The 26,300-nt window shown below is 71.6% G+C and carries 25 protein-coding genes and 1 tRNA gene; 13 read left to right on the top strand and 13 right to left on the bottom strand.

Annotated elements, in window-relative coordinates; translation table 11 throughout:
• The first annotated feature begins 44 nt into the window (after positions 1-44).
• The 4 genes from GWK25_RS38215 to GWK25_RS38200 all read left to right on the top strand — a co-directional run bounded on the left by GWK25_RS38215 (position 45) and on the right by GWK25_RS38200 (position 4,596).
• Complete coding sequence (locus GWK25_RS38215; protein WP_251829224.1) at positions 45-914, top strand: DeoR/GlpR family DNA-binding transcription regulator; 870 nt, start codon at positions 45-47, stop codon at positions 912-914.
• Positions 911-1,858 (top strand): 1-phosphofructokinase, encoded by a 948-nt coding sequence (pfkB, locus tag GWK25_RS38210; RefSeq protein ID WP_215456037.1) that lies wholly within the window; start codon positions 911-913, stop codon positions 1,856-1,858. Before GWK25_RS38215 ends, pfkB begins: the two co-directional genes overlap by 4 nt.
• Before the next feature lie 166 nt (positions 1,859-2,024).
• A complete protein-coding gene (locus GWK25_RS38205) occupies positions 2,025-4,139 on the top strand; it encodes a fructose-specific PTS transporter subunit EIIC (protein ID WP_215456036.1) in 2,115 nt (704 codons plus the stop codon).
• A 178-nt stretch (positions 4,140-4,317) separates the two neighbouring features.
• Positions 4,318-4,596: a hypothetical protein gene (locus tag GWK25_RS38200; RefSeq protein ID WP_215456035.1), complete on the top strand. Its 279-nt coding sequence runs from the start codon at positions 4,318-4,320 to the stop codon at positions 4,594-4,596.
• A gap of 74 nt (positions 4,597-4,670) precedes the next feature.
• Here GWK25_RS38200 and GWK25_RS38195 read toward each other — a convergent pair whose 3' ends face one another.
• The 4 genes from GWK25_RS38195 to GWK25_RS38180 form a co-directional block, all read right to left on the bottom strand.
• Positions 4,671-5,429 carry a DUF6227 family protein gene (locus GWK25_RS38195; protein ID WP_215456034.1) on the bottom strand — a complete coding sequence of 253 codons (759 nt, stop codon included), beginning with the start codon at positions 5,427-5,429 and terminating at the stop codon, positions 4,671-4,673.
• A gap of 157 nt (positions 5,430-5,586) precedes the next feature.
• The gene (locus GWK25_RS38190) at positions 5,587-6,804 is read right to left on the bottom strand and encodes an Ig-like domain-containing protein (RefSeq protein WP_215457878.1); all 1,218 of its coding nucleotides are present in this window, start codon (positions 6,802-6,804) and stop codon (positions 5,587-5,589) included.
• Positions 6,805-7,032: 228 nt separating this feature from the next.
• Complete coding sequence (locus GWK25_RS38185; RefSeq protein ID WP_215456033.1) at positions 7,033-8,064, bottom strand: P1 family peptidase; 1,032 nt, start codon at positions 8,062-8,064, stop codon at positions 7,033-7,035.
• Positions 8,054-9,313 carry a low temperature requirement protein A gene (locus GWK25_RS38180; protein WP_215456032.1) on the bottom strand — a complete coding sequence of 420 codons (1,260 nt, stop codon included), beginning with the start codon at positions 9,311-9,313 and terminating at the stop codon, positions 8,054-8,056. Before GWK25_RS38180 ends, GWK25_RS38185 begins: the two co-directional genes overlap by 11 nt.
• A gap of 175 nt (positions 9,314-9,488) precedes the next feature.
• On the opposite strand from GWK25_RS38180, the gene GWK25_RS38175 reads away from it, so the two are divergent.
• Positions 9,489-9,677 carry a hypothetical protein gene (locus GWK25_RS38175; RefSeq protein ID WP_215456031.1) on the top strand — a complete coding sequence of 63 codons (189 nt, stop codon included), beginning with the start codon at positions 9,489-9,491 and terminating at the stop codon, positions 9,675-9,677.
• A gap of 28 nt (positions 9,678-9,705) precedes the next feature.
• Here the strand turns inward: GWK25_RS38175 and mscL are convergent, their stop codons facing one another.
• The 6 genes from mscL to GWK25_RS38145 all read right to left on the bottom strand — a co-directional run bounded on the left by mscL (position 9,706) and on the right by GWK25_RS38145 (position 15,644).
• Positions 9,706-10,182 (bottom strand): large conductance mechanosensitive channel protein MscL, encoded by a 477-nt coding sequence (gene mscL, locus GWK25_RS38170; protein WP_215456030.1) that lies wholly within the window; start codon positions 10,180-10,182, stop codon positions 9,706-9,708.
• Between the two features lie 129 nt (positions 10,183-10,311).
• On the bottom strand, positions 10,312-10,932 hold the full coding sequence (locus GWK25_RS44060) for a hypothetical protein (RefSeq protein WP_251829223.1): 621 nt from the start codon (positions 10,930-10,932) through the stop codon (positions 10,312-10,314).
• Between the two features lie 189 nt (positions 10,933-11,121).
• The gene (locus tag GWK25_RS38160) at positions 11,122-11,964 is read right to left on the bottom strand and encodes an S-methyl-5'-thioadenosine phosphorylase (RefSeq protein ID WP_215456029.1); all 843 of its coding nucleotides are present in this window, start codon (positions 11,962-11,964) and stop codon (positions 11,122-11,124) included.
• Between the two features lie 145 nt (positions 11,965-12,109).
• Positions 12,110-12,436 (bottom strand): FmdB family zinc ribbon protein, encoded by a 327-nt coding sequence (locus tag GWK25_RS38155; RefSeq protein WP_215456028.1) that lies wholly within the window; start codon positions 12,434-12,436, stop codon positions 12,110-12,112.
• 69 nt (positions 12,437-12,505) lie between these two features.
• On the bottom strand, positions 12,506-13,795 hold the full coding sequence (locus GWK25_RS38150; protein ID WP_215456027.1) for an MFS transporter: 1,290 nt from the start codon (positions 13,793-13,795) through the stop codon (positions 12,506-12,508).
• Positions 13,796-14,060: 265 nt separating this feature from the next.
• Positions 14,061-15,644, bottom strand: a complete 1,584-nt coding sequence (locus GWK25_RS38145; protein WP_215456026.1) for a potassium/proton antiporter — start codon at positions 15,642-15,644, stop codon at positions 14,061-14,063.
• A 262-nt stretch (positions 15,645-15,906) separates the two neighbouring features.
• On the opposite strand from GWK25_RS38145, the gene GWK25_RS38140 reads away from it, so the two are divergent.
• A complete protein-coding gene (locus GWK25_RS38140) occupies positions 15,907-18,732 on the top strand; it encodes a penicillin acylase family protein (RefSeq protein ID WP_215456025.1) in 2,826 nt (941 codons plus the stop codon).
• An 88-nt stretch (positions 18,733-18,820) separates the two neighbouring features.
• Here GWK25_RS38140 and GWK25_RS38135 read toward each other — a convergent pair whose 3' ends face one another.
• Complete coding sequence (locus GWK25_RS38135) at positions 18,821-19,396, bottom strand: 5-formyltetrahydrofolate cyclo-ligase (RefSeq protein ID WP_215456024.1); 576 nt, start codon at positions 19,394-19,396, stop codon at positions 18,821-18,823.
• Positions 19,397-19,529: 133 nt separating this feature from the next.
• Here GWK25_RS38135 and galU point away from each other — a divergent pair, with 133 nt between their 5' ends.
• The 7 genes from galU to GWK25_RS38100 all read left to right on the top strand — a co-directional run bounded on the left by galU (position 19,530) and on the right by GWK25_RS38100 (position 25,309).
• Positions 19,530-20,432 carry a UTP--glucose-1-phosphate uridylyltransferase GalU gene (gene galU / locus GWK25_RS38130; RefSeq protein ID WP_215456023.1) on the top strand — a complete coding sequence of 301 codons (903 nt, stop codon included), beginning with the start codon at positions 19,530-19,532 and terminating at the stop codon, positions 20,430-20,432.
• Positions 20,433-20,437: 5 nt separating this feature from the next.
• Complete coding sequence (gene glp / locus GWK25_RS38125; RefSeq protein WP_215456022.1) at positions 20,438-21,760, top strand: gephyrin-like molybdotransferase Glp; 1,323 nt, start codon at positions 20,438-20,440, stop codon at positions 21,758-21,760.
• 84 nt (positions 21,761-21,844) lie between these two features.
• Positions 21,845-22,327 carry a cyclic pyranopterin monophosphate synthase MoaC gene (gene moaC / locus GWK25_RS38120; protein WP_215456021.1) on the top strand — a complete coding sequence of 161 codons (483 nt, stop codon included), beginning with the start codon at positions 21,845-21,847 and terminating at the stop codon, positions 22,325-22,327.
• Positions 22,324-22,902, top strand: a complete 579-nt coding sequence (locus GWK25_RS38115; RefSeq protein WP_215456020.1) for a molybdenum cofactor biosynthesis protein B — start codon at positions 22,324-22,326, stop codon at positions 22,900-22,902. The genes moaC and GWK25_RS38115 overlap by 4 nt, the downstream gene beginning before the upstream one ends.
• Before the next feature lie 26 nt (positions 22,903-22,928).
• Positions 22,929-23,561 carry a GNAT family N-acetyltransferase gene (locus GWK25_RS38110; RefSeq protein WP_215457876.1) on the top strand — a complete coding sequence of 211 codons (633 nt, stop codon included), beginning with the start codon at positions 22,929-22,931 and terminating at the stop codon, positions 23,559-23,561.
• Between the two features lie 210 nt (positions 23,562-23,771).
• Positions 23,772-25,109, top strand: a complete 1,338-nt coding sequence (glpR, locus tag GWK25_RS38105) for a gephyrin-like molybdotransferase receptor GlpR (protein ID WP_215456019.1) — start codon at positions 23,772-23,774, stop codon at positions 25,107-25,109.
• A 126-nt stretch (positions 25,110-25,235) separates the two neighbouring features.
• Positions 25,236-25,309, top strand: a tRNA-Ala gene (locus tag GWK25_RS38100).
• 53 nt (positions 25,310-25,362) lie between these two features.
• Here GWK25_RS38100 and GWK25_RS38095 read toward each other — a convergent pair.
• Together GWK25_RS38095 and GWK25_RS38090 are read right to left on the bottom strand one after the other, a co-directional pair.
• Positions 25,363-25,752: a hypothetical protein gene (locus GWK25_RS38095; protein WP_215456018.1), complete on the bottom strand. Its 390-nt coding sequence runs from the start codon at positions 25,750-25,752 to the stop codon at positions 25,363-25,365.
• A gap of 56 nt (positions 25,753-25,808) precedes the next feature.
• Entirely contained in the window at positions 25,809-26,291 is a 483-nt protein-coding gene (locus GWK25_RS38090; RefSeq protein WP_215456017.1) for a GNAT family N-acetyltransferase, read from the bottom strand.
• Between the last annotated feature and the right edge of the window lie 9 nt (positions 26,292-26,300).

The raw sequence follows: 26,300 nt of genomic DNA, 5'->3' as shown, positions 1-26,300 counted from the left end.
CGAGCGAAACCACAGAATCGGGCATCAGTCGGAGGCGAACGGACATGTACGCACCGGAGCGGCAGCAGGAGATCCTCCGGCTCGCCCGTGACGGCGGCCGGGTGGACGTGGTGTCGCTGGCGGAGGAGTTCCAGGTCACGGCCGAGACGATCCGCCGCGACCTGAAGGCCCTCGACCGCGCCGGCCTCGTCCAGCGGGTGCACGGCGGCGCGATCCCCGCAGGCCGCCTGGACTTCGAGCCCGACCTCGCCGAACGCGAGGCCACCGCGGCCGGCCAGAAGGACCGCATCGCCCAGGCCGCCCTCGCCGAACTCCCGCACGACGGCACGGTCGTCCTCGACGCCGGTACGACGATCGCGCGCCTCGCCGCCGCCATCCCGCTGGAGGCCACGCTCACCGCGGTCACGCACAGCCTGCCGATCGCCGCCCGCCTCGCCGACCACCCCGGTATCCAGCTCCACCTCGTCGGCGGCCGCGTCCGCCACCGCACACGGGCCGCCGTCAACGCCTGGGCGCTCCGCGCCTACGGCGAGATCCGCGCCGACGTCCTCTTCGTGGCCGCCAACGGCTTCTCCGCCGACCACGGCCTGACCACCCCCGACCTCGCCGAGGCCGCCGTCAAACGGGCGGCGGTGAGCGCCGCCCGCCGCGTGGTGCTGCTCGCCGACTCCTCCAAGCACGGCCAGGAACACTTCGCCCGCTTCGGCGACCTGAGCGACGTGGACCTGCTGATCACCGACTCCGGCCTGAGCCCCGAGGACGCCCTCGCCATCGAACGCAAGGGCACGGAAGTGCTGCGCGTCCCGGGCACCGAGCCCACCGGCGGCTCGGGTGGCTCGGGCGGCCCCGGGGGCCTCAACGGCTCCGGCGTCAACGGCTCCGGCGTCAACGGCCGGAAGGGCCACCGCTCATGATCCTCACCGTCACCCCCAACCCCTCCCTCGACCGCACCTACGAGGTCCCCTCCCTCGCCCGCGGCGAGGTCATCCGGGCCACCGGCGAACGCATGGACCCGGGCGGCAAGGGCGTCAACGTCTCCCGAGCGGTCGCCGCCGCCGGGCGCCGGACCGTGGCCGTACTGCCGCTCGGCGGCGCGCCCGGCGCACTGGTCGCGGACCTGCTCGACGCGCAGGGCATCGAGGTCGCCCGCGTGGCGGTCGCCGGGGCGACCCGCTCCAACATCGCCCTCGCCGAGGCCGACGGCGTCCTGACGAAGATCAACGCGCCCGGCCCGGAACTCTCCGCCGCCGAACAGGAACTCCTCCTGGAGACCGTCCGCGCCCAGTCCGCCGACGCCTCCTGGATCGCCTGCTGCGGCAGCCTCCCGCGCGGCCTCGCCCCCTCCTGGTACGCCGAACTCGTCGCCCGCGCCCACGCCGCCGGCGCCCGCATCGCCCTGGACACCTCCGGCCCGGCCCTCCTCGCCGCGCTCCGCGAACGTCCCGACGTCGTCAAGCCCAACGCCGAGGAACTCGCCGAAGCCGTCGGCCGCCCCCTCGCCACCGTCGGCGACGCCGTCAAGGCCGCCGAGGAACTCCGCGCGATGGGCGCCGCCGCGGTACTGGCCAGCCTCGGCGCCGACGGTCAGCTCCTCGTCGACGCCGACGGCTCCTGGTACGGCACCGCCCGCGTCGACACCGTCCGCAGCAACGTCGGCGCCGGCGACTCCTCCCTCGCCGGCTTCCTCATCGCCGGCGGCCAGGGCCCCGTGGCCCTCGCCTCGGCCGTGGCCCACGGCGCCGCGGCAGTCCAACTCCCGGGCAGCGTCATGCCCACCCCCGCCGACCTGGACCCGGCGGCGGTGACGGTGACCCGGGATGTGCCCATGGACCGGGTGCTGAGGGAGCCGGCGTCATGAGGGGCGCCGGGAGTGGACGTCCACGAACGAACCTTCGTTTTGCCTTACCCGCCGCCTCGCTTCTCCCCCTCCCTCCGTCGGCCCCCATGGCCCCCGCCCCCCACACTTCCGTCCCCACCCCCGCCCACCCCAGCCCCTGGGCGGTACGCGTGCGAAGGAGCCCGCGATGAGCGAGATGATCACCGCGGACCTGGTCGACCTCGACCTGTCCGCCGATACGAAGGAAGCGGCGGCCCGTGCCCTCGCCGAGCGCATGGTGGCGCAGGGCCGGGTCACCGACCTGGACGGCTTCCTGGCCGACGTGGCGGCCCGTGAGGCGCAGATGCCGACCGGCCTCGACGGCGGCATCGGCATCCCGCACTGCCGCAGCGAGCACGTCACCGAGCCGACCCTCGCCTTCGGCCGCAGCGCGGCCGGCGTCGACTTCGGCGCACCCGACGGCCCCGCCGACCTGATCTTCCTGATCGCCGCCCCGGCGGGCGCGGACGACGCGCACCTGACGATCCTCTCCTCCCTCGCCCGCCAGCTCATGAACACCGAGTTCACGGACGCGCTGCGCGCCGTGGACGACGCCGCCCGCGCGGCCGCCCTGATCCGGGGCGACGCCCCGGCCGAGAGCGCCGAAGGCGCCGAGGGCCCGGAGAGCACCGCGGGCACCGAAGACTCCGCGGCGGTGTCGGGCGGAACGGCCTCCCCCGACGCCGCCGCGGTCAGCACGACCCCGGCCCCGGCGACCCCCGAAGCGGCGGCCCCGGCGGCGCCCGAAGCGGCGGCCCCGGCCGAGGCTCGCCCCTTCCGGATCGTCGCCGTCACCTCCTGCCCCACCGGCATCGCCCACACCTACATGGCGGCCGAGTCGCTGGAGAACGCGGGCCGCGACGCCGGTGACGTCGAGATCGTCGTCGAGACGCAGGGCTCGGCCGGCTTCACCCGCCTCGACCCGGCCGTCATCGCCGCCGCCGACGGCGTGATCTTCGCCCACGACGTCCCCGTACGGGAGAAGGACCGGTTCGCCGGCAAGCCCACCGTCGACGTCGGGGTGAAGGCGGGCATCAACCGCCCCGCCGCACTGATCTCCGAGGTCCGCGGCAAGGCCGAACGCGGAGAGGTCACGGCCGCCCGCCCCGGCGGCACCCCCGTCGACCGCGCGGGCGACTCCGGGGACGGCTACGGCACCAAGCTGCGCAAGTGGCTGATGTCCGGCGTCAGCTACATGGTCCCGTTCGTCGCCGCGGGCGGTCTGCTCATCGCCCTCGGCTTTGCGATCGGCGGCTGGGAGATCAACAGCGCCAAGCCGGTCACCGAGCACTTCGACTGGCTGCAGGTCACCAGCTGGGCGGCCCTGCTGTTCCAGATCGGCGCTGTCGCCTTCGGCTTCCTGATCCCCGTCCTCGCCGGATACATCGCCTACGGCATGGCGGACCGGCCCGGACTCGTCCCCGGCTTCGTCGGCGGCATGATCGCAGCCAACATCAACGCCGGTTTCCTCGGCGGCCTGGTCGCCGGTCTGATCGCCGGCGGGGTCGTCCTCGCCATCCAGCGGATCAAGATCCCGCCGGTACTGCGCGGCATCATGCCGGTGGTCGTCATCCCGCTCGTCTCCTCGATGATCGTCGGCTTCCTGATGCTGGTGGTGATCGGCAAGCCCATCGCCGAGGCCCAGAAGGGCATGACGGACTGGCTCAGCGGCCTCTCCGGCAGCAATGCGATCCTGCTCGGCGTCCTCCTCGGCCTGATGATGTGCTTCGACCTCGGCGGCCCGGTCAACAAGGTCGCCTACGCCTTCGCCACCGCCGGTATCGCCGTGCAGGACCCCAGCGACTCCGCGATGAAGATCATGGCGGCGGTCATGGCTGCCGGTATGGTCCCGCCGCTGGGCATGGCCCTCGCCACCACCGTCCGCAAGAAGCTGTTCACCACCGCCGAGCGCGAGAACGGCAAGGCGGCCTGGGTGCTCGGCGCCTCGTTCATCTCCGAGGGCGCGATCCCGTTCGCCGCCGCCGACCCGCTGCGCGTGATCCCCGCCTCCATGGCGGGCGGCGCGGTCACCGGCGCACTGGCCATGGCCTTCGGCTCGACCCTGCGCGCCCCGCACGGCGGCATCTGGGTCACCCCGCTGATCGGCAAGCCGTTCCTCTACCTGCTCGCCATCGCGATCGGCACGGCGGTCACGGCCGGCCTGGTCATCGTCCTGAAGGGCATGCGCAAGACCCAGCCGGGCGCGGCCCCGCAGTCCGCTCCCGCCGCCACGGCGGAGACGAAGGAGCCGGTCGCGGCCTGAACCCGGGACCGTACGACGGCCGCGGCCCCCTCCCGCACGAGGGGGCCGCGGCCGTTCGTGTTTCTGCCCCGTGCGCCCCTTTGAGATCCTTTACAACCCGTGTGACGTGTAAGCCGTACCTGCGAGATACGTCACGGTCCGGGCTCAAAGTCCCATCCGGTGGTGTCTACTGGACGGCATGCCTGAGCACGTGTCGATACTTCAGCTGATGGGCGGGACCGCCCTCGCCCTCGCCGCGGTCATCTGGGTCGCCGTGCTCGTCCGCGTACTGCGCCGCGACCGCGACATCCATCGAGGCCGCTTCGCCGACCTGGCCCGCCGACGCGGACAGCGACTGCGGGCACTGCCCCAGCAGCTCCGCAAGGGCCCCCACGTGGAACACGTGGAGCTGACCCCGGCGGAACAGGACGCGTTCGCTTTCCTGGCCCGCCAGTTCAGCGACGACCGTCTGGCCTGAGCGGTCCGCTCGCGCGAGGCAGGTCCCGCGAGGCAGGTCCCGCGAGGCAGGTCCCGCGAGGCAGGTCCCGTCGGCTAGCCGAGCGTCCCCGCGCGGCGCTCCATCGCGTCCCGGGCCGCGTCCTCCGAGACGTACACCTCGCACATGTGGCGGCCGTCGGGAGTGGCCGTGTGCTCGACCTCCCAGAGGGAGATCTCCTGCCCGTCGGTGAGCAGGAAGGCGTGCTCGTAGAGCGAGAAACTGAGACCCGGCCGACCCCGGCGTGCGGGACGGTGCGGGCGGCCGAAGGCCTGGGTGATCTCGTGGGCGAACGCGGTCCGCAGCAGTAACGTGGCCAGCTCGTCCCCGGGAGGATCCGGGTTCTCCGCGCGCCGCAGCAGCCGGCGGGCGTGATCCGCCGAATCGTCCGGCACGTATGCGTGGCGCGGCTCGGGGAAGGCCGCCAGCTCCACCGTGACGGGCAGCTCGAAGTCGGGGGCGTCCGGCGGCAGCGGCAGCCGCGCGGTGGCGGCCCGCAGCTCCTCGTCGTCCGTGTACACCTCGTGCTGGGTGTCGCTGCCCGGCACCGTGTTGTGCACCAGCTCCCACAGGGTGACGGCCGAACCGTCGGCGAGCAGCCAGGTGTGCCGGTACGTCGCCCGGTGCAGCCCGGAACTGTAGTGCGCGGAGTGCAGCGAGCTGTCGTGCGCGAGGGCGCAGTCGAGCTGCCGTATGGTCTCGTCGGGCAGCTCGAAGGAGTTCAGGGCGCGGCCGAGGAGTCGCGCGAGGTGCTCCTCAGGAGACTCGGGCGACTCGGGTGGCTCGTACGCTGCCGTCTCGTACGGAACGCTCAAGGTTTCTCCCGGCGTTGCTGCATGTCACCTTGTGGGTGCATACCGTAGCCCCTCGGTCGGACATCATGTCCGGGAACCGAGAAAACGTACGCCCGTAAAACGCCGGAGCCGCGCGGTTGGTTCCCGCGCGGCCCGACGAACTACCGGAGAGACGTGGTCAGATGGCGCCCCCCGCCGTCCACTCGCTCCACGGCATGTTCCAGCCGTTGAGGCCGTTGTCCGGCGCGACCGTCTTGTCGGGGGAGTTCTTCACGGTCACCACGTCACCGATGAGCGAGCTGTCGAAGAACCACTTGCCGAGCGTGTCGCTGCTCGCGCCCCGGGCGTCCGCGAGGCCGATGCAGCCGTGGCTGGTGCCCTGCCGCCCGAACGGCGGGTTGCCCTTGTTGTACCAGTAGTTGCCGTGGACGAAGGTGCCCGACGTCGTCAGCCGCATCGCGTTCGGCACGTCCGAGATGTCGTACTCACCGCCGAAGCCCACCGTCGACCCGTTCATCCGCGTCTGCCGGAACTTCTCCGAGATCACCATCTGACCGTTGTACGTCGGGGTCGCCGCGGCGCCGGCCGAGATCGGCACGGTCTTGATCGTCTTTCCGTCCCGCACCACCGTCATGGTCTGCGTGTTCACGTCGACCGTGGACACCTGCGACCGGCCGACCGTGAAGGTGACGGTCTTGTCCTGCACCCCGTAGAGCCCGTTCGCGCCCTCCACGCCGTCCAGGTCGATCTTCATCGTGACCTTGGAACCGGCCTTCCAGTACTCCTCGGGCCGGAAGTCGAGCCGCTGTGCCCCGAACCAGTGCCCCACCACCTCCTGCCCGCTGCTAGACGTCACCGTGATGTGCGACTGCACGGCCTTGCGGTCCGTGATCGCCTTGTCGAAGGTGAACGACACCGGCATCCCCACCCCGACCGTGGTGCCGTTGTCCGGCGTGTAGGTCCCGATGAAGCTGTTGGCCGTCGATACGGTCGTGAAGATCGAGTTGGCCGCGGACGTCTTCCCGTCGGCGTTCTTCGCCGTCGCCGAGATCCGGTACTTCGTGCCGCGCTCCAACTGCTCCTTCGGCTTCCAGGACCGCCCGTCCGCCGATATGTCGCCCGGCACGGCCGCACCGCCCTCCGCGACGGTCATCTTCACGTCGGTCAGCTTGCCGCCGCTGACCTTCACACCGGTCGAGTTGATGGACGCCCCCGTCGAACCGTCCTTCGCGGAGATCGTGATCCGCGCCGCGGTGTCCTCGGCCGAAGTCCCCTTGCCACCACTCTTGTTGTCCGCCTGGGCGTCCCCGCCGCAGCCGGTGAGGGTCAGCGCACCGACCACCAGCACGGCACAGGTCCCCAGTGCCCGCCGTACAGCAATCTTCGGCCTTGTCACGATCTGCTCCAGCTTCTTCGCTTCTAGGTGATCCACGTCATCCGCTCCGGTACGTGGACATAGAGCGAGGGGCGGCCGAGCGGGTTCCCCCCGTTGCCTTCTCGGCGCACCACGTGACAGAACCGGGACAATCGCTCCCTACGGCCAGACGGCAACCACCGGACTCCGCAATCCCCGGGGACCCTCCCCCCCCACCCCCGCTTCTCGACTCCTCCCGCCCCTCGCCCCTCAACCCCTCCCGTACAACTCCCCGTACGACGGCCACGCTCCGCCCGGGCCCGTCACCGACTCGGCCGCCCGCGTCGCTCGTACGATCGCTCGGGTCACCAAGTCCGCTCCCGCCCCGAGGAGTTCGTTCAGGGCGAGGGGGCCGGCCTCGGGTGGCAGCGGGCGCGTGCCTGTCGCCAGGGTGAACACGGTGTCCCCGTCGTTGAGCAGATGCACGGGGCGTACGGCGCGGGCGATGCCGTCGTGTGCCGTGCCGGCCAGCTTCTGGGCCTGGGCGCGGGTCAGGTCGGCGTCGGTGGCGACCACGGCCAGCGTGGTGTTCATCGGGGGAGGGGGGCTCTTCGCGGCGGCCTCGGCCAGGCGGCGACGCGCTCTCTCATGCACCTCCGGCCCCGGATACGTCGCGCGCCCCTGGAACAGCTCCCCGTACAGCACCCCCGTCTGAGGGTCCGTCACCGATCCCGCCGCGTTGGCCACCACCAGTGCGGCCACGGTGATCCCCGAGTCCAGCACGGTGCTCGCGGTGCCTATGCCGCCCTTGAGCAGCCCGACCGTCGCCCCCGTCCCGGCCCCCACACATCCCTCCGCCACCGGGGCGCCGGGCCCGCTCGCGTCCGCCGCCTCGACCGCGGCCCGGCCGAGGGCGGCATCAGGTCTCGCCTTGAAGTCACCGCCCCGGCCCAGGTCGAAGACACAGGCTGCCGGCACGACCGGCACCACGTGCCCCGGGGCGCGGCCGACCCGCACGCCCCGCCCGCGCTCCTCCAGCCAGGCCATCACCCCCGACGCGGAGTCCAGCCCGTACGCGCTGCCGCCGGTCAGCACCACCGCCTCGACCTTCTGCACCAGGTTGCGCGGATCGAGCGCGTCCGTCTCCTTGGTGCCGGGCCCGCCGCCGCGCACATCCACGGCCGCGACCGCGCCGCCCTCCGGGGCCAGCACGACCGTGGTACCGGTCAGCCAGCCCCCGCCGACCCGGGTGGCGTGCCCGACCCGCAGGCCGAACACATCGGTCAACGCGTCAACTGCCATGAGCGTCTCGGGTGTCGTGGGCCCGCGCGGGCCTTCCCGACTCGTGGCCGCGGGCCGTGAGCATCACCCCGACCGCGACCGTCACCGCCGAGACGGCGCCCGCCGCCGGCACCGCCCACTGCCCGAGGAAGGTGCACATCACCACGGCCAGCGCGGCGAGCGGCAGTACGGTCTGCTGTGCCGTGCCCACCTTGAAGTGGCGGGCGTGCAGGGCCCACACGGAGATCAGATACAGCGCCGTCGGCAGCGTCACCGCCGCGGACGCGGCCAGGGTGGAGATGTGCGCCTTGTGCACCGCCTCCTCCACCGCGACCTCCAGACCGGCACCGATCGCGGCGGCCGACGCGAAGATCAGGTAGTGGCCGTACCCCCACAGGAAGCTCTCCCTGCTGGAGCGCAGATGACCGTGGATGGGAACGGTGAAGTAGATCCACCACGCCGAGAAGACGATCAGCAGCCCGCCCACCGCGATGGGCAGCAGTTCCCCCAGCGCGTCGTTCTCGTCGGCCGCCGACTTCACCGCGACCGTGGCCGCCAGGATGGTCTCGCCCAGGACGATGATGGTGAACAGGCCGTACCGCTCCGCGATGTGGTGCGGATGCCAGGACGTCTGGAAGCCTCTCTCCGCGTACACCGGGACGGACAGCTCGGCGATCGCCATCGCCAGGAACAGCCACGGTCTGGCCGGCTCCGGCAGGACCAGCAGCCCCAGCCAGCCGATCTGGCACAGCGCCACACCACTCGCGTACCGCAGGGCCGTGACCCGTTCCGCGTCCGTCGCGGTGCGCGCGGCTCTCAGCCACTGCGCGGTCATCGCCAGTCGCATGATCACGTAGCCGAGCACGACCAGGGACCAGTCGTGGTCCTCGAAGGCCCGGCCGACTCCGGCGGCGAGCACCAGCACACCCGAGATCTGGACGAGGGTCACCAGTCGGTAGGGCACGTCGTCGTTGTCGTACGCCGACGCGAACCAGGTGAAGTTCATCCAGGCCCACCAGATGGCGAAGAAGACCATCGCGTAGTTCAGGATGCCCTCGGCGGCGTGCGCCTCCGCGACCGAGTGGACCAGTTGGACGCCCGCCTGGGCGACCGCCACGACGAAGCACAGGTCGAAGAAGAGCTCCAGCGGCGAGGCGACCCGGTGTTCCTCCCCCCGGCCCCGTGCGACCAGCCTGCGCACCGGTGGCTTTCCGGCGCCGGAGGAGGGGACGGGAGCCGAGGGAGGCGGAGGTGTGGAACTGGACGTCATGGGGCCAAGCACACCAGAAAAGCCGGTGGAATTCTCGCTCGGGTGTTCACCCGTTCCGGGGCGGACCGGGGGTGTGCGCGGACGGGCCCGAGGCGGGTGCGAAGAGGCCGGGGGAGGGGCCGTGCGAGGGGCCGGCGCCGACGGCGGTCCGGGCGCGGGGCCGTACCCTGGACGCATGAGTACCGCTCCCGCCCCCGGCTCCGAACCGCGTGACCCCAAAGCCGCGCTGGTCTTCGACGACCCGCTCAGCCGGCCGTCGTCCGACGACTCGGACCACGGCTGGGGCGAGCGGTCCGGCGAGGGCGGCGACAGCGCGGCCGACCTGAAGCGCTTCCTCGACGAGAAGCCGCCCCACCACATCTGACTCCGCGCGCCGCAGGTCTCCGCGTCCGCTAAGTGCGGTCGTGGCCCGAACCGCGCTGGGCCACCAGGGCGTCGCGGATCTCCTTCAGGACCTCCAGCTCGGTCACCTCGATGACCTCGTGCGTGCCCTCCTTCGCCTTGCGGCGGGCTTCCTGGCGGGCCAGGTACTTGGCCATGGGGAGCACCATCAGGAAGTAGACGACGGCCGCGGTGATGAGGAACGTGAGCGTCGCGTTCAGCACCGTGCCCCAGAGGATGGCGACGCCGTCGGTGACCGTTCCGTCCGCCGAGACCTTGCAAGGATCCTTCAGGCACGAGCGGTACTGGTCGAGGTTCTTCGTGCCGAACGCGCCCACCAGCGGGCTGATGACCCCCTTCACCACCGAGTTGACGATGTTGGTGAAGGCCGCGCCGATGACCACGGCGACGGCCAGGTCGACGACGTTCCCCCGCATCAGGAAGGCCTTGAAGCCCTCCCAGACGCTCGGCTCCTTCTTCTCGCTCACCACGAGGCCTCTCTGCGCTGGTTGTGGAACAAACGACTCCGCAACCTACGTCAGGGCCCGACCCCGATGTCCAACTGGGTCCCTCCATCGTGGGACTTGACCCCCCGGGGCCGACGCTGGAGCGCGGGGTCACCACAGTGTCACCGCCAGGCGGGACGTGGCGCCCGCGCCGGCCAGCCGGGCCGCCGTGCGCCGGGGCACGGTCAGGACGACCAGGGCCCCGCTCTCGACCGCGTCGGCGGTGGGCACCTCGGTGACCCGGGCGCCCCGGGCCACGACCCTCGCGGCACCGCCCGTCGCGGACTCCTCGGCCGCGATCACGTCGACCCGGTCGCCCGGCCGCAGCAGCCGTACCGTCGCGGCGTCGGCGATGCGCACCGGGGCGGTCACCTTCCCCGCGCGGGCGGGCCGTTCGGGGACCGGGTCGGCCACGGGGTGGCCCCTGACCCGTTCCGCCTCCCTCGGCCCCGCGCCTGTCATCAACAGGGCGGCGGCGGTCACCGCAAGACCGGCGGCCATGGCTCGCCGTCGGCAGCGGGCGAGACGGCGGAGGCGGTGCGCTCCGCCGCGCACCCGCAGCGGGGCGAACTGCGGGATCTCGCAGGTGGGAGGGGCGTCGGTGCCGGGTGGGCCGGCGGCCCAGGACGGGACGCGTGCGGACGAGGGCGACGACGATCGCGAGGAGGACGACGGAGAGGGCGAGAAGGTGCTCGGGGACACGGGCACGGACGGAAACGGCGTACGGGACATGAGGCCACCACCTGCTGTGTGAGATCGGCTTGCGGTCCCACGATGAGGCTTCGCGGCGTGACCCGCTGAGGCCTGTGGACCATCCACCGGTTGTGGAAAACCTCGCCACCCGAACGAGGAGTTCCGCCTCGGCCCGCCCCCCGGCCCTCACCCCGTCACGGCAGCGCACTCGTCACGGCAGCGCACTCGTCACGGCAGCACGAACCCCGGGTCCATCCCGCCCAGCGCCTTCGTGCACAGGCAGTCGCGGCCGTCGTTCGGCGGCAGGGCGGCGACCGCCTCGAAGAGGACGCCCCGGAGGCGGTCGATGTTGGCGGCGAAGACCTGGAGGACCTCCTCGTGCGACACGCCCTCACCGGTCTCGGCACCGGCGTCGAGGTCGGTCACCAGGGTCAGGGAGGTGTAGCAGAGCTCCAGTTCACGGGCCAGGATCGCCTCGGGGTGACCGGTCATGCCGACCACGGACCAGCCCTGGGCCTGGTGCCACAGCGACTCGGCGCGGGTGGAGAAGCGGGGGCCCTCGACGACGACGAGGGTGCCACCGTCCACCGGTTCCCAGTCCCGCCGGCGCGCCGCTTCGAGGGCGGCCTTGCGGCCGACGGGGCAGTAGGGGTCGGCGAGCGAGACGTGCACGACGTTCGGGACGGCGCCACCGGGCAGGGGGAGGCCGTCGAAGTAGGTCTGGGCGCGGGACTTCGTACGGTCCACGAGCTGGTCCGGGACGAGGAGCGTGCCCGGTCCGTACTCGGGCCGCAGACCGCCCACCGCGCACGGGCCGAGCACCTGGCGTGCGCCGACGGAGCGCAGGGCCCAGAGGTTGGCGCGGTAGTTGATGCGGTGCGGCGGCAGATGGTGGGCGCGGCCGTGGCGCGGGAGGAAGGCGACGCGGCGTCCGGCGATCTCGCCGAGGAAGAGGGAGTCGCTGGGCGGCCCGTAGGGGGTGTCGACCTGTATCTCGGTCACGTCGTCGAGGAAGGAGTAGAAACCCGATCCGCCGATGACGCCGATCTCCGCGTGCTCCGTGTTCGCCATGCCCGCACCCTAACCGGGCCGGGAAACGCCGAGGACCCCGCCGGTCGTCGTACGACGGCAGGGTCCCGGCGAAGAACACGCGGAGGCGGTACCCCACAGCGACAAGACCGGTGCTACGCGGCGGCAGCGCCCAGCGGCGCAAGCGCTACGCGGCCGACGTGCTGCTGGCGGAGGAAGAGCCCGAGGACGACGACTTCGCGTCGGAGGACGACGAGGACGAGGTCGAGGACTTCGCGTCCGAGGACGAGGAGGCCGTCGAGGACTTCGCCGTCGCCGGGCTGCTGCTCGACGACGAGCCACGGCTGTCGTTCCGGTAGAAACCGGAGCCCTTGAAGACGATGCCGACCGCCGAGAACACCTTCTTGAGGCGGCCGTTGCAGCTGGGGCACTCGGTCAGGGCGTCGTCGGTGAACTTCTGCACCGCTTCGAGGCCCTCACCGCATTCGGTGCACTGGTACTGGTACGTCGGCACTGGTCTTCCTCCTGGCACTCTCACTCGATGAGTGCTAACGACGGTCCATAGTGACCTATTCCCCGGGGATCAGTCCACTGTCACCGGCACTCGGTGACCGACGACACGCGCGACGGTGCGGCCGCGGGGGCTGCCCGCCAGCCGTGTACGCAGGGCCAACAGGGTGGCCAGGGCCAGTGCCGTACCCGCCGCCGGCACCAGGAACCCGGCGCCGGTCCACAGCCGGTCCTCCAGCTGGCCGGCGGCCGTGACGGCGGCCGCCTGGCCGAGCGCGACCGCGCCGGTCAGCCAGGTGAAGGCCTCCGTACGGGCACCGGAGGGGACCAGGGAGTCGACCAGCGTGTAGCCGGTGATCAGGGCGGGGGCGATGCACATGCCGACGAACAGGCCGAGCGCGGCGAGGACGAGCACGGAGTCGGCGGTCCACAGGGCGGAGGCGACGAGCGCCAGAGCGGTGTAGCCGACGACCAGGCGCCGCTGCGGGGCCGTCTTCCAGGCGATGGCGCCGCAGACGATGCCGGAGAGCATGTTGCCGGCGGCGAACACGCCGTACAGGACGCCGTTCAGGCCGGGCTCGCCCATCGACTCGGAGAAGGCCGCGAGGGAGACCTGCATGCCGCCGAAGACGGAGCCGATGCCCAGGAAGGTGACGATCAGGACACGCACCCCGGGGACGGACAGGGCGGAAACGCGCTCCACGCGCGCGTGGGACGCGGGCACGACCCGCGGCTGGGTGCCGCGCTGCGCGGCGAACAGCAGACCGCCGATCAGGGTCAGCGCGGCCTCGGTGAGCAGCCCGGCGGCCGGGTGCACGGCGGTGCACAGCGCGGTCGCGAGCAGCGGGCCGAGGACGAAGGTCAGCTCGTCGGTGACGGACTCGAAGGCGGCGGCGGTGCCCATCAGGGGCGAGTCCTGGAGCTTGACGCCCCAGCGGGCCCGCACCATGGGGCCGATCTGCGGCACCGAGGCCCCGGTGGGCACGGCGGCGGCGAAGAGCGCCCACAGGGGGGCGTCCAGCAGGGCCAGCGCCGTCAGGGACAGACCTGCCGCCCCGTGGACGAGGACGCCGGGGATCAGGACGGCCCGCTGGCCGTGCCGGTCGGCGAGACGGCCGCTCCAGGGCGCGAACAGGGCCATGGAGACGCCGGTGACGGCGGCCACGGCACCGGCCGCGCCGTAGGAGCCGGTGGTGTGCTGGACGAGCAGCACGATGGAGAGCGTCAGCATCGCGAACGGCTGGCGGGCCGCGAAGCCGGGCAGGAGGAACGTCCACGCGCCACGGGTGCGCAGCAGTTGTCCGTAGCCCGGCCGGGACGCCGTGGAGGTGTTCGAGGTGTTTGAGGTGACCGTGGACGCCACGGCCGTGCCTTTCCGCCGCCTGGTAGCGCGCCCGTGCGGGGGGCGCCGAGAGCTGTCCTCTTGCGCCACTGCGGTAGATGCCGGGCCCGCGGAAGGGGGGCGTGACGGCCGCCATACGGTCGCGCCAGCTCTGCGTCAGACAGAGTTGGTCCGATCAAGTGCGCCTTCATCGTACAGGGGGATGGAGGGAATCCCCTGTGAAAGTGAGCACCATGGGCGGCCGTGCCCCTGCTTCCGGAGGGTGTGAACAGTGTGAAATCTGCCCTTAACGACGGGGGCCCCTGGTGTGGCCGCCACCGCCGTTGCCCGTCCCCAGCCAGTCGGCCAGCTTGCCGCCCTGGCCGACGGCCCTGAGCCGGCGCTCCGCCTGGTCCCGTACGGGGTCGGTGGCGACGACGAGGAGCTCGTCTCCGCGTCGCAGGACCGTGGTCGGCAGGGGCACGAAGGACGTGCCACCGCGGACGACGAGGGTGACGGCGGCACCTGCGGGAAGCCGTAGCTCGTTGACCTCGACACCGTGCATGCGGGACCTCTCGGGGATGGCGACGGACAGCAGGTGGCCGCGCAGCCGCTCCAGGGGCGCCGATTCGATGCCGAGGTCGGCCGCCTCGTCGCCGGAGCCGCCGAGGCGCAGCTTGCGGGCCAGCCAGGGCAGCGTCGGTCCCTGGACGAGGGTGTAGACGACGACGAGCACGAAGACGATGTTGAAGATCCTGCGGCTGCCCTCGATGCCGCTCACCATGGGGATCGTCGCCAGGATGATGGGCACCGCGCCGCGCAGCCCGGCCCAGGAGAGCAAGGCCTGCTCGCGCCAGGGCACCCGGAACGGCAGCAGCGCGACGACGACGCTCAGGGGTCGCGCGACCATGGTCAGCACCAGGCCGATGACGAGGGCGGGCCAGATGTCGTCGCCCATCTCGTGCGGGGTGACCAGTAGCCCCAGCAGGACGAACATGCCGATCTGGGCGATCCAGCCGACGCCCTCGGCGAAGCCCCGGGTGGCCGGCCAGTGCGGCAGCTTGGCGTTGCCGAGGACCATGGAGGCCAGGTAGACGGCGAGGAAGCCGCTGCCGTGAGCCAGGGCGCCGGCCGAGTAGGCGGCGACGGCGATGGCCATGACGGCGATCGGGTAGAGGCCGGAGGCGGGCAGCGCCACGTGGCGGAGGCACCAGGAGCCCAGCCAGCCCACGGCGAGGCCGATGGCGGCGCCGATCGCCAGTTCCAGCGCTATCTCGCCGATCAGGACGTACCAGTGCTCGACCGGTCCGGCCATGGAGAGCGAGGCGACGAGGATGACGACCGGGGCGTCGTTGAAGCCGGACTCGGCCTCCAGGGTGCCCGTCACGCGCGCGGGGAGCGGGATCTTGCGCAGCACGGAGAAGACGGCCGCCGCGTCCGTGGAGGACACGACCGCGCCGATGATGAGCGACTGCCGCCACTCCAGCCCGATCAGATAGTGCGCGCCCGCGGCGGTGACGCCGACGCTCACCGCGACTCCGACCAGCGCCAGTGAGCTGGCGGCCGGCAGGGCCGGTCCGATCTCCTTCCACTTCGTGCCGAGGCCGCCCTCCGCCAGGATCACGACGAGGGCCGCGTAGCCGATGACCTGGGTCAGTTCGGCGTTGTCGAAGTGGATGTCGCCGATGCCGTCCTGGCCCATGGCGATGCCGATGCCCAGATACACGAGCAGGCTGGGGAGCCCGCTGCGCGACGAGATCCGGACCGCGGCGACCGCGACGAGAAGGACGAGCGAGCAGACGAGCAGGAGCTGGTTGAGATCGTGGACAGTCAGCGGGCCGTACCTTTCTTGCCGAACCGCACGTGGTTCCGAGTGTGGGGCGTCGAGCACTGGATGCGGGCACGCGCGCGTGCGGGCAGGCGAAGCCGATCACGGAAACCGTGCGATTGCGGTTACGTCAGTGCGAGTACTTCGTTACCTTACCTAACTCTTGACGATTTCTTGACGCTTGCGAGGGCAAGATCGAACGGCCGTCCGCGCCAGTTCCCGACTCCGCGTCAAGTCGTGTCGGGCCCTGCGCCTATGGTTGCTCCAGCGTTCAGTACAAAGCACAGCCCGACCTGCCGCTCGTGTTAGGACAGCAAGGACAGCGATGCCCACCGACACCACCCCCTCCGGCCAGCAGCCGGGCAAGTCCGGCAGGAAGAAGGGGCGCAAAGTCCGTCTTCTCCTGATCGTCCTGGTCCTGGCCATCATCGGTGGCGTCGGCTACGGGGCGTTCTGGTCCGTCTCCACCGTGCGCGCCTCCTTCCCGCAGACCAAGGGGGCGATAACCCTGGACGGTCTGGCGGGCCCGGTCGACGTCAAGCGCGACGGCTACGGGATCCCGCAGATCTACGCCTCCTCCGACGAGGACCTGTTCATGGCGCAGGGCTACGTCCAGGCGCAGGACCGGTTCTACGAGATGGACGTGCGCCGCCACATGACGGCCGGCCGCCTCTCGGAGATGTTCGGCGAGAGCCAGGTCGACAACGACGAGTTCCTGCGCACCCTCGGCTGGCACCGGATCGCCGAGGAGGAGTACAAGAAGACGCTCTCGGCCGAGACGAGGAAGTACCTCGACGCGTACGCCAAGGGGGTCAACGCCTACCTCGCCGGCAAGGACGGCGACGAGATCTCCGTCGAGTACGCGGCCCTCGGCTTCTCCAACGACTACCGGCCCGAGGAGTGGACCCCGGTCGACTCCGTCGCCTGGCTGAAGGCGATGGCGTGGGACCTGCGCGGCAACATGCAGGACGAGATCGACCGCGCCCTGATGACCAGCCGCCTCGGCCCCCAGCAGATCGCCGACCTGTACCCGCAGTACCCGTACAGCCGCAACGGGACGATCGTGCGCGAGGGTCAGTACGACGAGCTGACCAAGACCTGGTCCGACGGGTCCGGCTCGTCGCAGAACGCGGACGGCTCCACGCAGGGCGCCGGGGGCACGGGGACGGGCACGGGCACCGGGACGGGCACGGGCACCGGGACGGGCACGGGCACCGGGACGGCCGCAGGCACCGCCGGCACCTCCACGGACTCCGGAGCCCTCCAGACCCAGCTGGACGGCCTCTACGACGTCCTGGAGGACCTGCCCGAGGCCGTCGGGGTGAACGGCAACGGCATCGGCTCCAACTCCTGGGTCGTCTCCGGCGACCACACCATCACCGGCAAGCCGCTGCTCGCCAACGACCCGCACCTGACGGCGTCGCTGCCGTCGGTCTGGTACCAGATGGGCCTGCACTGCAAGGCCGTCTCCACGAAGTGCCAGTACGACGTCTCCGGCTACACCTTCTCCGGCATGCCCGGCGTGATAATCGGCCACAACGCCGACATCGCCTGGGGCATGACCAACTCCGGCGTCGACGTCACCGACCTCTACCTGGAGAAGCTCACCGGCGACGGCTACCAGTACGGCTCCAAGGTCCTGCCGTTCGACACGCGCGAGGAGACCATCGAGGTCGCCGGCGGCTCGTCCAAGAAGATCGTCGTCCGCACCACCAACAACGGCCCCCTGCTCTCCGACCGCAACGACGAACTCGTCCAGGTCGGCAAGAAGGCCACGGTCGACCAGGACGCCCCCGACCGCGGCGACGGCTACGCCATCGCCCTGCGCTGGACCGCGCTCGACCCCGGCACCTCCATGGACGCCGTCTTCGCCATGAACAAGGCCAAGGGCTGGGACGACTTCCGCGAGGCCGCCACCCTGTTCGACGTCCCCTCGCAGAACCTGATCTACGCCGACACCGAGGGCCACATCGGCTACCAGCTGCCCGGCAAGATCCCCACGCGTGGCAAGGGCGACGGCTCGCTGCCCGCGCCGGGCTGGGACCCCGCGTACCGCTGGAACGGCTACGTCGACCAGGACGAACTGCCCTACGAGTACGACCCGGAGCGCGGCTACATCGTCACCGCGAACCAGGCCGTCGTCGACAAGAAGTACCCGTACACCCTCACCACGGACTGGGGCTACGGCACGCGCGCGCAGCGGATCACCAGCCTGATCGAGTCCAAGATCAAGGGTGGCGGCAAGATCTCCACCGACGACATGCGGCAGATGCAGATGGACAACAGCAGCGAGATCGCCAAGCTGCTGGTGCCGCTGCTGCTCAAGATCGACGTCGGCGACAAGCACGTCCGCGAGGCGCAGAAGCTCCTGGAGGGCTGGGACTACACCCAGGACGCCGACTCGGCGGCCGCCGCGTACTTCAACTCGGTCTGGCGCAACATCCTCAAGCTCGCCTTCGGCGACAAGCTGCCCAAGGAACTGCGCGTCGAGGGTCAGTGCCTGTCGGTCGAACCGGTCGACAGCACCGGGCCCGCCGACGAGGACCAGCGGGTGCGCGAGTGCGGCAGGCGCGACGCGGACCAGGCGCAGCCGGACGGCGGCGACCGCTGGTTCGAGGTGGTCCGCCGGCTCGTCGACGACCAGGACAACGCCTGGTGGTCCACGCCGAAGATGCGCAACCTGAAGGCCGCCGACACCCGTGACGAGCTGTTCCGGCGGGCCATGCGGGACGCCCGCTGGGAGCTGACCGCCAAGCTCGGCAAGGACATCGACAGCTGGAGCTGGGGCAGGCTGCACCGGCTGTTCCTGAAGAACCAGACCCTCGGCACCGCGGGCCCCGATGTCCTCCAGTACATGCTCAACCGCGGCCCCTGGAAGCTCGGCGGCGGCGAGGCCACGGTCAACGCCACCGGCTGGAACGCGGCGGGCGGCTACGAGGTCGTCTGGGTGCCCTCGATGCGGATGGTGGTGAACCTCGGGGACCTCGACAAGTCCAAGTGGATCAACCTCACCGGCGCATCCGGGCACGCGTACAACGCGCACTACACCGACCAGACCGACAAGTGGGTCAAGGGCGAGTTGCTCACCTGGTCGTTCTCGGACAAGGCGGTCGAGGCGAACACGAGCGACACGCTGCTGCTGAAGCCGTAGCGCTCCGCTTGGCGGCCGGTTTTCGGCTGCGGCGCCGTTGTGGCTGGTCGCACAGTTCCCCGCGCCCCTTTCGGGGCGCGGGGAACTGTCATGTGAAGCGGCGTACGCCCGACGGTGTCACCGCCGCGTGCACCGGGCGGTCGTGCCCCTCCTCCGGGACCCGGTCGACCACCTCCGCGTCGTACAGGAGCACCACCAGCGCCGGGTCGGCGCCCGCGCGGTCCAGACGGGCCAGGACGCGGTCGTAGGAACCGCCGCCCCGGCCCAGGCGCATCCCGCGGCCGTCGACCGCCAGGCCCGGCAGCAGGACGGCGTCGGCGTCGGTCACGGCGTCCGGGCCGAGCCGCTCGCCGGCGGGTTCGAGGAGCTCCATACGGCCGCCGTGCCGCACGCGCGCGAGCGCGGCCTCTCCCTCGTAGACGCCCCAGTCCAGGTCGTTGTCGGGCAGCAGCACCGGAAGCAGGACGCGCACGCCCCGCGCGCGGAGCGCGTCGAGGAGCGCGAGGGTGCCCGGTTCACTCCCCACGGACACATACGCCGCCACCGTGCGCGCCTGCGCCAGTTCGGGCAGATCGAGGGCACGGTCGGCAAGGGCACCCGTCGTTTTCCGGACGTCATCCGCCGTCAACCCACTCCTCACCAGGAGGAGCTCTCGGCGCAACATTCGCTTGGAAAGCTCCGGTTCAGGTCCCATCCGGCTCACAGGTGACTCCAGTATTCTTCGTAATCGGCTCATATGAGAACGAATTCATCGGAGCCACAGATTCCCCACAAAGGCACCGGATATGGTTCCGCCCATGAGTGAGGCGAACCCCAGGATCAGCAAGGCTGTCATTCCCGCGGCGGGTCTGGGAACCCGGTTCCTGCCGGCCACCAAGGCGACTCCCAAGGAGATGTTGCCGGTGGTGGACAAGCCGGCGATCCAGTACGTGGTGGAGGAGGCCGCGGCGGCGGGGCTCGACGACGTGCTGATGATCACCGGCCGCAACAAGCGCCCCCTCGAGGACCACTTCGACCGCAACCACGAGCTGGAGTCCGCGCTCCAGAAGAAGAACGACGCCCACCGGCTCGCCAAGGTCCAGGAGTCCAGTGACCTCGCGACCATCCACTACGTCCGCCAGGGCGACCCCAAGGGCCTCGGCCACGCCGTGCTGTGCGCCGCCCCGCACGTCGGCGACGAACCCTTCGCGGTCCTCCTCGGCGACGACCTGATCGACCCCCGCGACCCGCTCCTGCAGCGCATGGTCGAGGTCCAGGAACAGAACGGCGGCAGCGTGATCGCCCTCATGGAGGTCGCGCCGGAACAGATCCACCTCTACGGCTGCGCGGCCGTCGAGGCCACCGAGGACGGCGACGTCGTCAAGGTCACGGGCATGATCGAGAAGCCCGACCCGGCCGACGCCCCCTCGAACTACGCGATCATCGGCCGCTATGTCCTCGCCCCGCAGATCTTCGACGTCCTGCGCCAGACCGAACCGGGCCGCGGCGGCGAGATCCAGCTCACCGACGCCCTCCAGCAGCTCGCCGCGGACGAGAAGGTCGGCGGGCCCGTGCACGGCGTCGTCTTCAAGGGCCGCCGCTATGACACCGGAGACCGTGGCGACTACCTGCGTGCCATTGTCAGACTCGCGTGCGAACGTGAAGACCTGGGCCCGGACTTCCGGACCTGGCTTCGCAGTTACGTAGCCGAGGAGATGTAGCCACATTGAGCACCGCCGCGACCCGCACCACCGGCCGGGACCACCTCTGGTCGGTGACCGAGCACCTGGAGGACATCCTCGCCACCGTCCGCCCCCTGGACCCCATCGAGCTGCAACTCCTCGACGCCCAGGGCTGCGTCCTGGTCGAGGACGTCACGGTGCCGGTGTCACTGCCGCCGTTCGACAACAGCTCCATGGACGGGTACGCGGTGCGGGTCGCGGACGTCGCGGGCGCGAGCGAGGAGTTCCCCGCCGTGCTCACGGTGATCGGCGACGTCGCGGCGGGCCAGACCGAACAGCCCCGGGTGGGCCCGGGGGAGGCCGCCCGCATCATGACCGGCGCGCCCCTGCCGCCCGGCGCCGAGGCGGTCGTCCCCGTCGAGTGGACCGACGGCGGCCTCGGCGAGGGCCCCGTCTCCGGGATGCGCGCCCGCAGCGCGAACCCCGAGGGCGCCACCGGCCAGGTCGCCGTGCACCGCCCCGCCGAGGCACGCGCGCATGTGCGCGCGGAGGGCAGTGACGTCAAGGCCGGCGAACGCGCCCTGGCCGCCGGCACGATCCTCGGCCCGCCCCAGCTCGGCCTGCTCGCCGCCATCGGCCGCGCCTCCGTACGCGTACGCCCGCGCCCGCGCGTGGTGGTGCTCTCCACCGGCAGCGAACTGATCCCGCCCGGCGACACCCTGGCCCCCGGCCAGATCTACGACTCCAACAGCTTCGCCCTCACCGCCGCCGCCCGGGACGCGGGCGCCATCGCCTACCGCGTCGGCGCCGTCGCCGACGACGCCGAGACCCTCCGCTCCACCATCGAGGACCAACTCGTCCGCGCCGACCTGGTGGTCACCACCGGCGGAGTCAGCGTCGGGGCGTACGACGTCGTCAAGGAAGCCCTGGAGTCCGTCGGCGACGAGGACGAGGAGGGCGCCGGCATCGACTTCCGCAAGCTCGCCATGCAGCCCGGCAAGCCCCAGGGCTTCGGCACCATCGGCCCCGACCACACCCCCCTGCTGGCCCTCCCCGGCAACCCGGTGTCGTCGTACGTCTCCTTCGAGCTCTTCGTCCGGCCCGCCATCCGCACCCTGATGGGCCTCGACGACGTCCATCGGCCGACGACCACGGCGACCCTGCGGGCCCCCAAGGCCCTGACCTCGCCCGCGGGTCGCCGCCAGTACCTGCGCGGGACGTACACCGACGGCGAGGTCGCCCCCGTGGGAGGCACCGGATCGCACCTCGTCGCCGCCCTCGCGCATGCCGACGCGCTGATCGTGATCCCCGAGGACACCGAGTCCGTCGAGCCCGGTACGGAGGTCGAGGTCGTCCTGCTCGGCTGAACCGTCGAGGGTGGCGTACCGTGTCGCGCACAACAGGCCGCGCGCCGCACCGCGACGGGCCCCGACCGGGAGCGCCACACCACCATGAGTACGCCGCAGGACCGACTGACCCACATCGACGAGGCGGGCGCCGCCCGCATGGTCGACGTCTCCGGGAAGGACGTGACCGCGCGCACCGCCCGCGCCAGCGGCCGGGTCCTGGTCTCGCCGGCGGTGGTGGAACTGCTGCGCGGCGAGGGGGTGCCCAAGGGCGACGCCCTCGCCACCGCGCGCATCGCCGGGATCATGGGCGCCAAACGCACCCCCGACCTGATCCCGCTCTGCCACCCCCTGGCGGTCTCGGGCGTCAAGGTCGACCTGGCGGTCGCGGACGACGCCGTCGAGATCCTCGCCACCGTGAAGACCACCGACCGCACGGGCGTCGAGATGGAGGCGCTCACCGCGGTCTCCGTCGCCGCCCTCACCGTGATCGACATGGTGAAGGCGGTCGACAAGGGCGCGGTCATCACGGACGTCCGCGTCGAGGAGAAGACGGGCGGCAAGTCGGGCGACTGGAGCCGGACATGACGGCCCTCACCGGTGATTCCGGCACCAGGCCGTACCGCGCCCTGATCGTGACCGCCTCCAACCGGGCCGCCGCCGGGGTCTACGAGGACCGGGGCGGGCCTCTGATCGCCGAGGGGCTCCGGGCGTTCGGCTTCGCCGTCGACGGCCCCCAGGTCGTGCCCGACGGCGACCCCGTCGAGGCCGCGCTGCGGGCGGGCGTCGACGCCGGCTACGACGTCATCGTGACGACCGGCGGGACCGGCATCTCGCCCACCGACCGCACCCCCGAGGCCACCCGCGCGGTCCTCGACCACGAGGTCCCCGGCATCGCCGAAGCGATCAGGGCGTACGGCCGGGAGAAGGTACCGACGGCCGCGCTCTCCCGGGGCCTCGCCGGAGTCGCGCACGGCACGCTGATCGTCAACCTGCCGGGCTCGACAGGCGGCGTACGGGACGGCCTGGCCGTCCTGGAGCCGCTGCTGACCCACGCCGTCGACCAGATCCGCGGCGGCGACCACAAGAGGCCGGCGGCTGGCGGGGGCGACGGCTCACCGGCCGAGGAGGACCCCTCCAGACCCCATGGGGGTGCGAGCTGAACAGCCCATCCTGGCCCGTGGTGCTGGTGGACGGCGAGGTCGTCCTCCGGCCCATAAGGATGCGCGACCAGCGGCTCTGGCGCGAGGTCAACCGGCGCAACCGGGACTGGCTGAGGCCCTGGGAGGCGACCATCCCGCCCCCCACGCCCAGCGGGCCCATCGCACACCGGCCGACGTACCGCCAGATGGTCCGCCATCTGCGGGCGGAGGCGAACGCGGGCCGGATGCTGCCGTTCGTGATCGAGTACCAGGGGCGCCTGGTGGGGCAGTTGACGGTCGCCGGGATCACCTGGGGCTCCATGTGCTCCGGCCATGTCGGCTACTGGGTCGACGAGTCGGTCGCCGGGCGGGGTGTGATGCCGACGGCGGTCGCGCTCGTCGTCGACCACTGCTTCCGGACCGTCGGTCTGCACCGCATCGAGGTCTGTATTCGTCCCGAGAATCGGCCCAGCCGACGGGTCGTGGAGAAACTCGGATTCCGCGAGGAAGGCCTTCGTCCACGATATCTTCACATCGACGGTGCCTGGCGTGACCATCTCGTCTTCGCGCTGACCGCCGAAGAGGTGCCCGAGGGTCTGCTCGGCCGCTGGCAGCGGGAACGGGCGCGGAACGCGCGGAACGCGGGATCCGATGCGGGCAAGCCCGGGCAGTCGCAATAAATGAAATGTGTGTTCGAAAAATTGCACGGGCGGCGACCGGGCGACGATCAGGTTGAACGACTCGGTGCGTTCTCGGCACGTTAATTTCGTGCTCTCGATGGCCCGCTGATCGGATCGGTCACAAAAAAAGCTCGAAATATCAGCCAGATCGTGCGACACACCGGCTCAATTGGCGGATGGCCTCACGCAAACCCCTCTACCGTGTGAGGCGTGAGCAGCAGCGGCCTCATCTACGCAGTCATCGTCGGGGCCTGGGCCGCCTACTTGGTGCCGATGTGGCTCCGTAGGCAGGACGAGCTGAACGAAGCCCGTCCGACGGAACGCTTCAGCACCGCCATCCGGCTGCTTTCCGGCCGGGCGGGGATGGAGCGCCGATACGCCAGGGACCGGGCGCGCTCCACCGAAGAGGGGGAGCCCAGTGCCGAACCGGACGGCGTCACCGACTCGGTGGACGTCCGGGCCTTCGCCATGCCCCCGCTCCGGGAGCACACGAAGGCACAACTGCCGGTGGAGCGGGGTGAGTCACCGCAGGCCGGCCAGCAGCCGCAGCAACCGGGGAAACCGGCGACGCAGGCGCCCGCGCAGGTGCAGGCGAAGCCGGTGCCGCAGCAGGGCGGTGCGCCGGCTCCCGCGCAAGGGGTGGCCAAGCAGCAGGCCGCCCAAGTGCCCGCTCCCGCACGGTCGAAGCGGTCGGCCAAGCAGACGGCCGACGCACGCCGGAGCGACGCGGCGGAGGCCAAGGCGCGGGCCCAGCGCTCGAAGGTGCTCGCGCGCCGACGGCGTACGACCGTGATGCTCTTCCTCGCCTTCACGCTCGGCGCGGTCGTCGCGGCGGTCGGCGGACTCGCCTTCCTGTGGGCGCCGGGAGTGCCCGCGGTGCTGCTGAGCGCCTACATCGCGCATCTGCGGCGCCAGGAGCGGAAGCGGTTCGCGTACACCATGGACCGGCGGCAGGCCGAGGTGGCGGCGCAGCGACTGCGGGAACGGCAGCCCCAGCGGCGGCGCCCCGCGCCGGACCCGGTCGACACCGACGAGCCGGAGGACGGACCCGAGAGCGAGGAGACCCGGGCCGACCTGAGCGCGCTCGCGGCCGACCGGCGGGCCCTCGTCGAGCAGACCGACCACGCCGAGTGGGTCGACCAGCAGCGCGAGCGCCAGCGGCACCCCGGTCAGGGCGACAGCTGGGACCCGGTCCCGGTGCCGCTCCCGACCTATGTCACCGCGCCGGTCGCGCCCCGGGCCACGTCCGGGGTCGACCTCGGCGCCCCGGACGCGTGGAGCTCCGCGCGCTCCAGCGCGGCCGACCCGCACGGTTCCTCGGCCGCCCCCGCGAACTCCCCGAGCGCCTCCGGGCGCGCGACGGAGGGGGACGACGGCGGCGAGGGGAACGCGGAGGCCGCCGGCCCGGGTGAGGCGGCCGACGCACCCGACGGCGGCCGCTCCGACGCCCGCCGCGCCGCGTCCGCGCGCCGCTCCCGGGAGCGGGGGCGCACCCCGCTCTTCGACCAGTACGAGGACGGCGACCGGCCGCGCGCGGCCAACGAGTGATCTTCGTGCTCCCGGATCCCATGCTCCGCTGACCAGCCACGAGGCCGGTCGGAAGTCTGCCGGGGGCGGCCCGGGAACGGATTTCCAAGCACCGCGATCGGGATGCTAGAGTTTCACTCGTTGCAAGGGCCTGTGGCGCAGTCCGGTAGCGCACCTCGTTCGCATCGAGGGGGTCTGGGGTTCAAATCCCCACAGGTCCACGCACAGATCAGAGCCCCCAGTGGTGAAAACCACTGGGGGCTCTGACGTGTTGTCAGGACGGGGCGTCGGCGTTCGGTGCCGGTTGTGCGACGGCGTCGAAGTACCGCCAGCCGTTCACCTCGACCGTGTGGGTGTCCGGGTGGAGGGCCAGGGTCGGGGCGGCGGCGTCCAGGAGGCGGCGGACCGTGCCGGGCTCGTGGAGGTTGAGGTACGTGTGGTCCGAGAGGCGGACCAGGGCGCCGGAGTCGAAGTAGCAGTTCGAGACGGCGCGGTTCTGTGCCGGGCTGAAGAGCAGGACCAGACGGCGTCCCCGGGGGCCGTCGGGGTAGAGCGACAGCTTCAGGTGGCAGTGGTCGTAGGCGACTCTGGAGCGTTGGCGGACGGTCCAGTGCCAGGTGGTGCCGTCCACGACGAGACGGCGAAGGCGGGTGTTCTTCCTCACCGGCACACCGTAGGGGCCCGACACCCCGGTGGGCACCGGGATTTACGGGCCCGGCGTCAGAGATGGAGCGGCTTGGCGAAGCAGAGGCTCAGCTCGTGGAAGCGGTAGTAGCCGAACTTCGCGCAGGGTTCGTAGCCGCTGGAGGTGTAGAGGGCCACGGCCTCGGGCTGCTTGGAGCCGGTCTCCAGAACCATGCGGGTGCGGCCGCCGGCGCGGGCGTCGGCCTCCAGTTCGCCCAGTATGCGACGGGCCAGACCCAGGCCCCGGGCGCCGGGGGTGACGTACATCCGCTTGATCTCGGCGTCCCCGTCCTGGTACCCCTCGTCATTGGTGTCCTGGGTGCGCCAGCCGCCCGTGGCGACGGGGCTGTCGTGCTCGTCGTAGGCGATCAGGTAGAGCCCCGCCGGGGGGACGAAGTGCGCCGGGTCCATGGGGGTGGCGTCGCCCTCGTCGCCGTAGCGGACGCTGTACTCGGCCTGGACCTCGTCGTTGAGCTTGACGGCGTCGGGATGGTCGAAGGGGACCCGGCGGATAACCATGTCAAGCAT

The organism is Streptomyces sp. ATCC 21386 (assembly GCF_018728545.1).
Taxonomy (GTDB): Bacteria; Actinomycetota; Actinomycetes; order Streptomycetales; family Streptomycetaceae; genus Streptomyces.
Note: the sequence above shows the minus strand (reverse complement) of the source record. Positions and strands in the feature narration are given on the sequence as shown.

Coding starts and splice junctions, on each gene's coding strand:
- GWK25_RS38215 (WP_251829224.1), top strand. CDS start 45: ATGTACGCACCGGAGCGGCAGCAGGAGATCCTCCGGCTCGCCCGTGAC.
- pfkB (WP_215456037.1), top strand. CDS start 911: ATGATCCTCACCGTCACCCCCAACCCCTCCCTCGACCGCACCTACGAG.
- GWK25_RS38205 (WP_215456036.1), top strand. CDS start 2,025: ATGAGCGAGATGATCACCGCGGACCTGGTCGACCTCGACCTGTCCGCC.
- GWK25_RS38200 (WP_215456035.1), top strand. CDS start 4,318: ATGCCTGAGCACGTGTCGATACTTCAGCTGATGGGCGGGACCGCCCTC.
- GWK25_RS38185 (WP_215456033.1), bottom strand. CDS start 8,064: ATGGCAGTTGACGCGTTGACCGATGTGTTCGGCCTGCGGGTCGGGCAC.
- GWK25_RS38180 (WP_215456032.1), bottom strand. CDS start 9,313: ATGACGTCCAGTTCCACACCTCCGCCTCCCTCGGCTCCCGTCCCCTCC.
- GWK25_RS38175 (WP_215456031.1), top strand. CDS start 9,489: ATGAGTACCGCTCCCGCCCCCGGCTCCGAACCGCGTGACCCCAAAGCC.
- GWK25_RS44060 (WP_251829223.1), bottom strand. CDS start 10,932: ATGTCCCGTACGCCGTTTCCGTCCGTGCCCGTGTCCCCGAGCACCTTC.
- GWK25_RS38160 (WP_215456029.1), bottom strand. CDS start 11,964: ATGGCGAACACGGAGCACGCGGAGATCGGCGTCATCGGCGGATCGGGT.
- GWK25_RS38140 (WP_215456025.1), top strand. CDS start 15,907: ATGCCCACCGACACCACCCCCTCCGGCCAGCAGCCGGGCAAGTCCGGC.
- GWK25_RS38135 (WP_215456024.1), bottom strand. CDS start 19,396: ATGTTGCGCCGAGAGCTCCTCCTGGTGAGGAGTGGGTTGACGGCGGAT.
- galU (WP_215456023.1), top strand. CDS start 19,530: ATGAGTGAGGCGAACCCCAGGATCAGCAAGGCTGTCATTCCCGCGGCG.
- moaC (WP_215456021.1), top strand. CDS start 21,845: ATGAGTACGCCGCAGGACCGACTGACCCACATCGACGAGGCGGGCGCC.
- GWK25_RS38115 (WP_215456020.1), top strand. CDS start 22,324: ATGACGGCCCTCACCGGTGATTCCGGCACCAGGCCGTACCGCGCCCTG.
- GWK25_RS38090 (WP_215456017.1), bottom strand. CDS start 26,291: ATGGTTATCCGCCGGGTCCCCTTCGACCATCCCGACGCCGTCAAGCTC.